Source organism: Vibrio sp. 10N.247.311.49 (genome assembly GCF_041467655.1).
In the GTDB taxonomy this organism is placed as follows: Bacteria; Pseudomonadota; Gammaproteobacteria; order Enterobacterales; family Vibrionaceae; genus Vibrio; species Vibrio crassostreae_C.
The window spans coordinates 18,423-29,183 of sequence record NZ_JBFSVA010000004.1 but is presented as its reverse complement, the minus strand read 5'-3'; the positions used below and the strand labels follow the sequence as shown (position 1 = coordinate 29,183).

General features: G+C 44.5%; 11 protein-coding genes. All 11 read right to left on the bottom strand.

Annotation, left to right across the window (positions count from 1 at the left end; all coding sequences use genetic code 11):
- Positions 1 to 51: 51 nt before the first annotated feature.
- Positions 52 to 522 carry a prepilin-type N-terminal cleavage/methylation domain-containing protein gene (locus AB6E54_RS06015; protein WP_102332740.1) on the bottom strand — a complete coding sequence of 157 codons (471 nt, stop codon included), beginning with the start codon at positions 520 to 522 and terminating at the stop codon, positions 52 to 54.
- 35 nt (positions 523 to 557) lie between these two features.
- Complete coding sequence (locus AB6E54_RS06010) at positions 558 to 1,133, bottom strand: prepilin-type N-terminal cleavage/methylation domain-containing protein (protein WP_102332739.1); 576 nt, start codon at positions 1,131 to 1,133, stop codon at positions 558 to 560.
- Between the two features lie 79 nt (positions 1,134 to 1,212).
- Positions 1,213 to 1,668, bottom strand: a complete 456-nt coding sequence (locus AB6E54_RS06005; RefSeq protein ID WP_017068728.1) for a hypothetical protein — start codon at positions 1,666 to 1,668, stop codon at positions 1,213 to 1,215.
- A gap of 3 nt (positions 1,669 to 1,671) precedes the next feature.
- Positions 1,672 to 2,895 carry a type II secretion system F family protein gene (locus AB6E54_RS06000; RefSeq protein WP_102332738.1) on the bottom strand — a complete coding sequence of 408 codons (1,224 nt, stop codon included), beginning with the start codon at positions 2,893 to 2,895 and terminating at the stop codon, positions 1,672 to 1,674.
- A 12-nt stretch (positions 2,896 to 2,907) separates the two neighbouring features.
- Positions 2,908 to 4,632, bottom strand: coding sequence for a GspE/PulE family protein (locus AB6E54_RS05995; RefSeq protein WP_102332737.1), 1,725 nt, complete (start codon positions 4,630 to 4,632; stop codon positions 2,908 to 2,910).
- Entirely contained in the window at positions 4,622 to 5,797 is a 1,176-nt protein-coding gene (locus tag AB6E54_RS05990) for a lipopolysaccharide assembly protein LapB (RefSeq protein WP_017071536.1), read from the bottom strand. Before AB6E54_RS05990 ends, AB6E54_RS05995 begins: the two co-directional genes overlap by 11 nt.
- Before the next feature lie 2 nt (positions 5,798 to 5,799).
- The gene (locus AB6E54_RS05985; protein ID WP_102332736.1) at positions 5,800 to 6,639 is read right to left on the bottom strand and encodes an ExeA family protein; all 840 of its coding nucleotides are present in this window, start codon (positions 6,637 to 6,639) and stop codon (positions 5,800 to 5,802) included.
- Between the two features lie 53 nt (positions 6,640 to 6,692).
- The gene (gene mshL, locus AB6E54_RS05980) at positions 6,693 to 8,330 is read right to left on the bottom strand and encodes a pilus (MSHA type) biogenesis protein MshL (protein ID WP_017065932.1); all 1,638 of its coding nucleotides are present in this window, start codon (positions 8,328 to 8,330) and stop codon (positions 6,693 to 6,695) included.
- Between the two features lie 15 nt (positions 8,331 to 8,345).
- A complete protein-coding gene (locus AB6E54_RS05975; protein WP_017061346.1) occupies positions 8,346 to 8,678 on the bottom strand; it encodes a hypothetical protein in 333 nt (110 codons plus the stop codon).
- Entirely contained in the window at positions 8,671 to 9,318 is a 648-nt protein-coding gene (pilO, locus tag AB6E54_RS05970) for a type 4a pilus biogenesis protein PilO (RefSeq protein ID WP_017061345.1), read from the bottom strand. The genes AB6E54_RS05975 and pilO overlap by 8 nt, the downstream gene beginning before the upstream one ends.
- The gene (locus AB6E54_RS05965; protein ID WP_017065934.1) at positions 9,318 to 10,760 is read right to left on the bottom strand and encodes an MSHA biogenesis protein MshI; all 1,443 of its coding nucleotides are present in this window, start codon (positions 10,758 to 10,760) and stop codon (positions 9,318 to 9,320) included. The genes pilO and AB6E54_RS05965 overlap by 1 nt, the downstream gene beginning before the upstream one ends.
- Position 10,761: the final 1 nt, after the last annotated feature.

The window sequence follows — 10,761 nt, the reverse complement described above, 5'->3', positions numbered from 1 at the left end:
AAATAAAAAAGGCCGGCAAATGCCGACCTCTAGCTTACCGTAGCAAGCTATTTAGTTACCATTACAACCAGCACCAAGAGTCACTGATGTAGATGCAGCTGTATCAGCAGTTGTTCCTGTTGCTTGAGTATAAGTAACGATACACTCATCTTCACCAACATCTGCTCCAGAAAAGCTGAATGAGATAGTACCTGAACCACCACTAGTAACGTCTTCCCAGTCATCATTTAGGCCAACAACAGCAGCTCCAATACCTGTAGATGTTGCAGTTGGGTAACCGAAGGCAATATCAATGCCTTCGACGTTTTGTCCTGAAGAAATAGCTTCTAATCCCTCAACAGCAGCTTTACCGTAAGTAATACCAGCAGCACCATCAATTGCACCTTTTAGACCTTGGAGTGAAGACTCACGAGCATCATCTTGCAGGTTTAGGAAGCGTGGTGCCGCAGTTACAGCAAGAATACCTAGAATAACAATTACAACCACTAGTTCGATTAGGGTGAAACCGCCTTGTCTTTTCATAGTTTAGCTCTCTCTATGTTTAATTTTACGCAGACTTACTGCAAAGTTACGGTCACACGACCAGTTTTAATTTCGTAAACAAATTCATGTTCTGTACTACCTTCTAATTGAACGTAAGTACAGGTTGCATCACCTGAATTCGCTTGCGCTGAATATTTGTAATTTGAGTCATTAGCGACATCTGAAACCGCACCTACTTTAGGTGGATTTTGCAGCAAGTTTTCCATCAACTCAGAACATGTTTGGTCTGAAATATCTTGTGGAGCAGTGCTCGAATTATTGTTCAGAGTCCACGGATAGCCATCACGAAAGTCGGTCTCGACGTTGTTACTGTTTTTTGATCTTGTTAACCAAAAATCAACACCATCATAGTTTACAGTATTGTATGTTTCAACACCTATCTTCTCTGACGGCCTTGCTTCCGCTTCCCATTGTGCTCTTGCTGACAAAACAGCCGTTGCAAAGCCACCAGCGACACCTTCAATACTGGATTTCTTGGCTTCATCCGTCACATCAAGAAAACGAGGCAACGCAGCGACCGCCAATAAACCAACAACTACGATCACTATCACTAATTCGACAAGGGAGAAACCCTTTTGATTCTTAAGCATTTTCTACCTACTCATCTAATTATTAACGCGCATTATACATTCGCGCACGTATAAAACCATACTAAAACTGTCAATATTTTCACAAAGCCAAAATATTGGCTTTTACACTAAACCTTTCTCTTTCAAGTAATATATCTACCTGATATTTATCAGTATAATGATAACTACAGTGAAAGTGTCTGTTGTCACTTTTATCTTCAACTCTTGGAGAGCTTAGCCCTAAAATGCTCCCTTGAGGATATAATTGATCCAGCCAATAATTACAGTCTCGCTCCGTACCTTGGATAGGCATTACCCACCCAGTTCTGCTGTAGATCTTTGGGGGTTCCGAGCCTTCTTCTTGCCCAGCACCCGATAACAAATACTGCTGTTTGAACAAATTGGCTTGCTCCAAAATCCGCTTGCTCGCGACGATAAATGCCGTGTTAGTCGCTTCCTCTTCTACCGTTTTGAATGCCGAAAGCACACCGACAATAAGAAAAAGAATAACCACTGTCCAAATAACAAAACGTGAGCGTTGTAGGTTATTTAGCATTCCCTAGCCTTTGATCGCATCCAACATTCCCCACATCGGCAAGAAGATACCTAGCGCCAAAATCAGCACCATGCCTGCAACGATGGTTAACAAAATGGGTTCAATTCTGGCGGTTAAGGTTTTCAGATCGTAATCGACTTCGCGGTCATAAAAATCAGCCACTTCAAGTAATAGCTCATCAATACGACCCGTCTCTTCACCGACGGAGATCATTTGTATCACGAGCGGTGTGAAAATTTCGCTGTTAATCGCGGTCGACGAAACCGTACTACCGGCTTCAATGGCCGATTTCATGGCTTGAACTCGCAACTCTAGAAAACGGTTATCTAAAGCTTCCGCCGAAAGCGCTAGCGACTGGTTCAGTGGAACACCCGCTTTAAGCATCAAAGCAAAAGTACGCGAGAAGCGTGACAACAGTGCTCGATTCACTACCCCGCCAATGACCGGCATTTTTAAGCGTAATCGATCCCACTTTTCCAAGCCTTTGTCTGTCTTCACCCAAGCTTTAAAAGCGAAGATAAGACCAAAGATCACTCCAAGCATTAAGCCCCAGTAATTCACAAAGAACTCAGACATACCAATCAAGATACGAGTAGGCAGCGGCAAGTCGACACCAAAGCGCGCAAACATGCTTGAGAACTGTGGAATAACCTTGATGTTAAGAATGAACATTGCAATCAAGATAAAACTGATCACGAATGTTGGGTAACGCATCGCAGTCTTAATTCGTTTGCGAGTCTCAACTTCTTGTTCGTAATATCCAGCTAATTGCAGTAAAGCCTGATCTAGACGGCCTGTGTTTTCACCAACGCCAATCATCGAGACAAACAACGGACTGAATACCTTGGGGTGCATCTGCATTGACGCCGCTAAGCCGCGACCATTAGTTAGCTCAGCAACCACCTCTTCCAAGGCGGCTTTCAGCTGCTTATTTTCGCAGTGTTGAGTGAGGCCTTTCATCGATCTTAATAGTGGTACACCCGCTTTGGTTAGGCTGTATAACTGTCGACAAAACAGAACCAACACCTCTAACGGTACACTCGGAAAGAACAGACTCGATACATCCATATCTAAGACTGAACCACCACTTTTGCCCAGTTTGATAGAGGTTGGAATGATCCCTTTACTCATCAAGCTTTCAGCAGCAAGATCTTCGTTATTCGCGTCTAATTGCCCACTTACTTGACTACCATCAGAGCTGCGACCTACATAACGATACGTTGGCATATCATTCTACCCCTACAGATAAATTGGGTCAGTGGCACCGGACGCATCACCTTCGCCAAGATGCATTATCTCATCAAGACTCACGACACCTTGCAGAGCCAATTCCATCGCAGAAGCCAATAACGGTTTATAGTTTTCAGACTGTCTCGCCTTTTGAGCAAAACCTACCGCATCATTAGCTCTCAGTGCATCCATCATGTTTTGTTCTAGCTCCAACATTTCAAATACACCAATACGCCCACGGTAACCGGTTAAATTACAGTTCTGACAGCCACGGCCTTTCATAAACGGCACACCCACTTGGTTAGGGAAACGAACGCTCAGCCATTGCTTACGAGGTTCATCTAACTCATCCTCAACCTTACAATCGGTACAAACTTTGCGAACCAATCGCTGTGCAACGACCGCTCGAACAGCGCTCGCGACCAAGTAACCCGGTGCTCCCATATCCATCATGCGCAGTGCACTGTCTACCGCATCATTGGTATGGAGGGTGCTTAATACTAAGTGGCCAGTCAGCGCGGCTCTCAAGCCAATCTCAACCGTTTCGTGGTCACGCATCTCACCAATAAGAATGATATCGGGATCCTGACGCAAGAAGGTTCTTAGGACTGTAGAGAAGTCGAGATTGATCTTAGGGTTTACCTGAACTTGGTTCACACGAGGAAGACGGTATTCCACCGGATCTTCCGCGGTAATGATCTTTTTACCCGGTTCGTTGAGCTCACTTAATGCCCCATACAGGGTGGTGGTTTTACCCGAACCTGTCGGCCCAGTAACCAAGATCATACCGTGCGGGCGGCGCAGCTGTTGACGAAGACGAACCAACAGATCGCTCGGTATACCCGAGGCTTCAAGTTTACGTAGTCCTGCAGATTGGTTAAGCAGACGCATCACGACAGACTCACCGTGCTGTACCGGCATGGTCGACATACGAATATCAACCGACTGACCTTTAGCACGGATATTAAAGCGACCATCTTGAGGAAGACGTTTTTCTGAGATATCGAGGTTTGCCATCAGCTTCAAGCGCAGTACAAGTGCTGAAGCAATATTCACTTCATTCAGCAATGTTTCATGCAGCACACCATCAATACGCTGACGAAGACGCAATACGTTTGAATCTGGCTCGATATGGATATCCGAAGCACCAACCTGAATAGCATCTTCAAATAGTGAGTTGATCAGCTTAACGACGGTAACTTCATCACTGTCTTCTTCAGCGATATCGAAATCAAAAGCATCATTAACTTGGTGTTCAGCGTGAAGTTGCTCAGCAAACGAGGCAATCTCTTTGGTTCTTCGATAATAGCGATCGAAGCCATCAACCAATTGCCTTTCTTGAGCAACAACGAATTCCAGCGCGTAATCGCCGAGCTGACCAAGCAAAGACTCTTGGGCAAACAGATCCGCAGGGTCACTCATTGCAACACGCAAAGTGTCACCTTGGCGTCCAATAACCAATGCACGAAGGCGACGAGCATGTACTTCGGGTAAAAGCTGTACTGCTTCAACATCGACAACGGCTCGGCTTAAATCAATAAGAGGAATCGCTAACTGCTGCGACAAAAAGCTCAGCATTTGCTGTTCTGACAAGAAGCCAAGCTCAATTAGCGCATCACCCAGCTTACGCCCAGTACTTTTCTGAGCGGCCAGTGCTTGTTCAACTTGAGCCTCAGTGATAATGCCTTCTTCGACAAGCAAATCACCAAGTCTTTTTCTTAATCTAATTTGCATCGCCGCTCTCCTCTAAAGCATTGAGTATTTTTAACCGGTCACGCACAAAGCTTTGTGATTGAGATGAGATACCGACTCTGGTTAACGCACCTTGGTATGACGCTTTAGCAGCTGTGAAATCGAGTTGACGTTCTTGCTGAATCGCTAAGCCTAACCACCAGCGAGCATTATCTGAATCGACCTCAACCAACTTTTGGTAACTTTCCAATGCCACTTCTTCTTGCTGACTCTTTTGACTCAAGGCCGCACGCATCGCCAAATAATTTTGGGTAGGGTTCGGTGGTAAATGTATTAACGGACTTAAAGCCGCTTCTGATTGATTCGCTTTTACCAGCAGTTTTGATAACCCTAAACGCAGTTTTTCACTGTTGATGTTGAGCTTGATACCAGACTGATAAAGCTCATAGGCTTTGCGAGTATCGCCTTTACCAAAATAGAGAATCGCAAGTTTCTGACGGACATCTTCATTTCTTGGGGTATAACGCAGCGCCTCGGTATAACCTTTCAACGCACCAGTAAGATCGTTCGCATCAAGCGCTTTCTGAGCTCGACCTTGTGCATTCACAGATAGCTGTTCCGGAGTTAACTCAACCTGCTCGATCAACATTCCGCTATTTTCTGAACCACCAGAGGTTATAGGCTCATTAGAGATAGACGCAGGATCTTTTTTGGCCACACTAGCAACGTAAACTGGTTGGGGGATGTCAGTCCTAATCGTTTTAGGCGTGCTTAGAGGTTTAGCCGGTGTTTGTTGTTTTGTCGCTTTTGGGGCAGACATAACAACTGATTCGGAAACACTAGGCTTAGATTGAGCGCTTTTTGCCATCGCAGTGTTTTCTGTTGAAAGGATCGCAGAGTCTAGTGTCACCAATTTCTTAGTTGGCGATGAGATAGGTTGAGCAACTTCCTGAATGCCATTTGAATCATCAACGACAGAGACTTGAACCTGTAAATCTCGAGTTGAGATTGACTGCTCAACAATAGACTGATCAATCACAGGGCCTTGCGATATCGCCCAACCGCCCATCGCTAAGCTCAAAGTAAAACCTGCAACAACCCAAACTAGGGGGGAACGCGTTTTTACTTTAGGTACGACTGCCGCTTCAATCGAAGTCGCTGACTTTTTCTTTGCCAATTCAGACAAGGCGTTGTTAATGACGCTCATAATTAATTCCAACCCCACAGTATTGGCGTTTTAAATTTAGGCTTACACACATCGTACGTTTCATGCATAGCTGAAAAAAGATGTTGGTTGTCGATACTTTTCTTATCGTCACTGAACGAAAGCAATAGAGCCTTATGGCAAAGTTGGTTTATCAATCTAGGGATACCTAACGACGAACGACAGATCGCCTTTTTTTGATTCAAGCTGAATAACTCAGGGCTACCACCAGATTTAGCGATTCGATTATCAATATAAGCCACCGTTTCATCGAGATTCAGCGGTCTCAGTGTCGAACTAAATGTGATTCTTTGGCGAAACTGCCTTAGGTGGTACGCCTCTAATCGAGCATCCAATTCTGGCTGACCTAATAAGACAATCTGCAGCAGTTTTTTATCTTCCGTTTCAAGGTTACCAAACAACCTTAATGTTTCGAGCGCTTCATCCGATAGAGCCTGAGCTTCATCAAGAATAGCCACCACTCTTAAACCAGAATTGTGCAATTCAATGAGCTTATGCTGAATGTTATCAACCAAGGTTGCTTCATTATCGACAGCTAAACCAAGCTCTGTTGCAACCGCCTGGCGCAAGTCTGCCCCTGATAACACAGGGTTTGGTAAATAGATCAGAGCTGTACAGTAATGTAGGTGATTGACCAACATCCGGCAAACCATGGTTTTTCCAGTGCCTACCTCTCCGGTCACCTTAATCACGCCCTCGCCCATTTCCAACGCCGAGATTACCGTCTGAATCGCTTCGAAATGAGGCGCTAAACCATAGAAGAAATCGGTATTCGGCGTTAAGGTAAATGGCAGTTGTTCAAAACCAAAGTGAGCTTGATACATACGACGACCTAGCTTAGTGAGACACTGCCACTCTATATTGAGAAAGTAAGCAATTACTCTTCATCAGGGAACCACTGTTGAAGAAGATCACGTGAACGCTCCAACTCATTTTGCCAAGTATTCACACCCACGATCGTTGGCTTAAGTAAGATCACGAGCTCAGTTTTTTGCGTTAACTGATTGGTATTACGGAACAAATGACCTAAGGCTGGAATATCACCGAGGAATGGAACTTTAGAGGTCACATCACTGGTGTTGGATTTCATCAAACCACCAATAACAACCACATCGCCATCTCGAGCTCGAATCACTGAGTCAGACTCACGAATAGAGCTTTTCGCCAAAGGAAGCTGCACCACACCCGTTGTAGAACCAAGGTTGAGCTCTTTCACTTCTTCCTCGACCTCAATAACGGCTGGGTGAACATGTAAGAATACGCTACCTTTATCATCTATCTGAGGGGTCACATCTAAGGAGATACCCGAAAAGAACGGAGTTAACTCAACCTCAGGTGCGACGTTCGCGTTGTCACCACTGCCTACCGCGCTAGATAAATCCGTCACGTAGTATTCGTCAGTACCCACTTTGATAACCGCTTTCTGGTTGTTTGCAGCTGTGACTCGTGGGCTTGATAGAACGTTCAGGTCACCTTGAGTATCCATAAAGCTCAATACCGCTTCAAAACTGCCATCTGAGATCGTTACGTTGGTTTGCCCGCCTAACAAAGAGCTGATCGCATCTAATGGAGGCAAAGTTCCACCAGGTCGATCAATTACCACACCGCCGCTGCCAATCGACTTAGATAAATTAGACCAGCTAATACCTTGTTGGTAACCATCACTCAAGGTTACTTCCATGATTTTGGCTTCTAGGATAACTTGACGCTGCAGGCGTTTTTGAGAAATACCTAAGAACTCTCGAACCTCACGAATTTCGTCAGGGTAAGCACGCACTGTAATCACACTCGCTTGCGGGGTCACGACAACGCTTTGCCCATCGCCCGAGCCAATTAAGTGAGCAACCGCCGCTTCAAGCTGTGGCCAAAAATCACTTTCAGAGGTCGTTTCAATCTCTGTACCACCATTCGATGTCGAGTTTGATGAATTAGAAGAGTTAGATGAATTTGACGAGTTTGAGTTCGAGTTTGAAGAGCTCGATGAATTCGAATCTGAGTTAGAGATCGTGCCGGTGGTGATCGTCGTTAGTGAGCGACCAGAACGCTTAACTTGTAAGTAATCGACAGGGATCGTTACGGTGCGAAGACCGGCAGGATAAACTTGAATCACTTTGCCACGCTTTTCAATATCGTAGCCATACATATCTTGAGCAACAGCCAGTACCTCATCTAACGTCACGTCCGTTAGATTAAGCGTAAGGTTTCCAGACACACTTGGGTGAATAGCCGCACTATATTCCGTACCTTTCACTAAGCTGGCAAAAAAAGTTCTCGCTTCAACGCCTTTTGCCTGAATACGAAAACGCTTAACCGTTTCCATCCCCGGAGACATCGAGTCAGAATTAAGCTGAGGCATAAGGTCATCTTGAACCGACGAAGGCAGCTCATGAAGCGCTCTGCTATTGGCTTCATTAATTGATTCGTTTAAAGACTCTTTAATCTCAACAGGATCTCTATGCCCCATCGAACAGCCGACTAAAGATGACACTAGGATTGCTACTACAAGTTTACGCATGTCTTCACTCTAACCTTAATTATTCTTAACATCTAAAGAGAACATCTCTAATTTCCACTGCTTAGAGCTTCTCTGCAGAGTGACGTATTCTGGATCTATGTTCTTAACTCGGTACCCTCTGATCGTTTCCCCTTGTCCGAGAATCTGACCATTCATAATCGCATAGCAAGGCGTATCTCCCTTACACACGATGCTTTCTAAAGAAGGCAAGCGATAACGAGTTGGTGCTTTCTTAGCAGGCGCCGTTTTCTGTTGAGGTGAAAGCCAGCCTAATGGCGCCGTGGGATCTTGCTCAGCCCACACAAAAGAGCTACTAAATAGCAAGGACAACAAAAGAGTTCTAACCACCGATAAACTCCTGTCTAGTACCTAATGTGTAAACCTCGAACACCAGTCGAGCTTTAGGATATTCTTCTACTGAGTATTCAAATGTGCGCCAGTAGTAACTCACAGGTAGAGACTCAAGTGCTTGAAGGTAAGCTGAGATATCAAAGTAACTGCCGGTTAGCTCCATTCTTACAGGGTGAAGAAAGTAGCCTGAATATTCGCTGGTCTCTTTATTGTTCGAAATCGCTTCTGGTTTTAATGACTCTAGCGATTCAAGCTTTAGTCCATTACCGGCGTTAAGAACGCTCTCCAGTAACTGCGACATTTGAGAAGGTGTGATTAATCCATCAACAATCTGAGAAAGCTGAAGAGAGAGATCTTGGCTCTCCACCAGCAGCTTTTTGTACTCTCGATTAATTTCTTTGTCTGGGTCTTTGTTTAACTGAGCTTGCAGAACAAGTAACTCACCTTGCTGCCTTTGATTCGATTGAGTCAGGCTGCTCGCCTTGGCATTTTTAGCTTGTAGATCGAGATACGCAGGCTCAACCAATAAGGTGAACAACAACATCGATAGGCCAACAAAACCACACACAAAAAGTAGCCATTTTTCTCTTTGACTTAATGCAAGAAACTTATCGCTCAGCTGGTTCCACTGCTGCATTATTTACTCTCCCGACGAGTACTTAGCTCAAACGTCACCACATCCTGATCATTACGGCCAATTTTTAGTTTTTCAAAAGTGCGTCCGACTAAATTAAGCTCACTTTTAAACTGACCAATCCAGTTCGGAACGACATTTGCGTTACGAGCCAAGCCACTAAGATCTAAAGTATCGTGGGTCATGTAGATGTGCGAAAGAGAAATGTCATTTCGGCCTAATTTAGCTAAGGAATTCATGACGCCAGAATACCCGACTTGTTGGGATTCGTCGTATTGTCCAACAGCCTTCAAAGCCTCTTTTTTAGCCTCAGTCTCACGTTTGAGACGCGCAACCGCCGCGACTTTCTCTGGAGACGGTTTATGCTGAGTTAACTTACTATTCAATTGGTTAACTTGCTTGTTAAGTTGATTCGAGTCTTGTTGCAGGGCTGTTAGCTCTTTATCTAGATTAGAAACTTGATACTGCATTGCGAAGTAACCACCAAGCATCAAAACACAAACTACTCCCCAGCTCGCAACAACATTGGTCAGCGTAAAATATTCTTTTTTAGGCTTAAGGTGTTCAGGGTAAAGATTGACCTTAAACGTCTCTTTTTCAGCTGCAAGTTTAAGCAACAAACTCTCTGAATTATCACGCTCACCTTCAACCAACAGTGAAACTGTCGAGCTCAATGTACTGTTTAAGGCACTTTGTAACTCTGCTTCATCTTCTTCGTCACAACAGATTTTAAGCTGGTGAAGCTGGGTGCCTTTAATTTGAGAAGAAAGGTAATCAATCGAGCGTTGAAGCTCTAAAGCGAGGCCATCTAACTGAAGAGCACTTGACGCAACACCCGTTAAAGGTGGCACAACACTGCGGATGGTTCTTTGAAAACAAACGGTATTTTCGACAAACGCACCCAATTTAAAGTGTGAATTGACGCTACGTTGTAAAAGAATGAAATTAGACAGTTCGCCTGCACTGTAACCCCAGATTTCATCTTCAGGAGCAACACCTATTAATTCAACCTGAGCCGAATTAGTGATATTCAAAAGCTTGTCCAACAGCTTTTTAGGCAGGACATATACTTGCAGCTTGTTCGACGTTGGTAACGCGACCGCACTCGCAGTAATTTCCGTGACTCTTTCTGAAACAAGATCTTTGAGTAAAAAAGGCAGTGCTACCGACCATTCACTCTCTGGAATGTCCGGTTTATCAATTTGGTAGGTTTGGTAGTAGTTAGCACAGACAATCAGTTGGACGCTATTACTGGTAAACGCCTCACTGCTAAGCGATTTTTTTAGCGCACTCTCCCAGTCCCCATTAACCACGGGAATGCTGGCTACTTGAGGATCTTGTTCTGTCGATGAAATATAAATGGCGTCATTGCCCAGCAAGACAACTTGCGAGCTACCTTTATTATTCGTTGGCTTTATTTTGTCTAAAATCGCTTTAAAATTCATT

Bases quoted from the DNA above. Each gene is read 5' to 3' on its own strand.
- AB6E54_RS05995 (WP_102332737.1), bottom strand. From the start codon at position 4,632: ATGCAAATTAGATTAAGAAAAAGACTTGGTGATTTGCTTGTCGAAGAA.
- AB6E54_RS05990 (WP_017071536.1), bottom strand. From the start codon at position 5,797: ATGAGCGTCATTAACAACGCCTTGTCTGAATTGGCAAAGAAAAAGTCA.
- AB6E54_RS06000 (WP_102332738.1), bottom strand. From the start codon at position 2,895: ATGCCAACGTATCGTTATGTAGGTCGCAGCTCTGATGGTAGTCAAGTA.
- AB6E54_RS05965 (WP_017065934.1), bottom strand. From the start codon at position 10,760: ATGAATTTTAAAGCGATTTTAGACAAAATAAAGCCAACGAATAATAAA.
- AB6E54_RS06010 (WP_102332739.1), bottom strand. From the start codon at position 1,133: ATGCTTAAGAATCAAAAGGGTTTCTCCCTTGTCGAATTAGTGATAGTG.
- AB6E54_RS06015 (WP_102332740.1), bottom strand. From the start codon at position 522: ATGAAAAGACAAGGCGGTTTCACCCTAATCGAACTAGTGGTTGTAATT.
- AB6E54_RS05985 (WP_102332736.1), bottom strand. From the start codon at position 6,639: ATGTATCAAGCTCACTTTGGTTTTGAACAACTGCCATTTACCTTAACG.
- AB6E54_RS06005 (WP_017068728.1), bottom strand. From the start codon at position 1,668: ATGCTAAATAACCTACAACGCTCACGTTTTGTTATTTGGACAGTGGTT.
- mshL (WP_017065932.1), bottom strand. From the start codon at position 8,330: ATGCGTAAACTTGTAGTAGCAATCCTAGTGTCATCTTTAGTCGGCTGT.
- pilO (WP_017061345.1), bottom strand. From the start codon at position 9,318: ATGCAGCAGTGGAACCAGCTGAGCGATAAGTTTCTTGCATTAAGTCAA.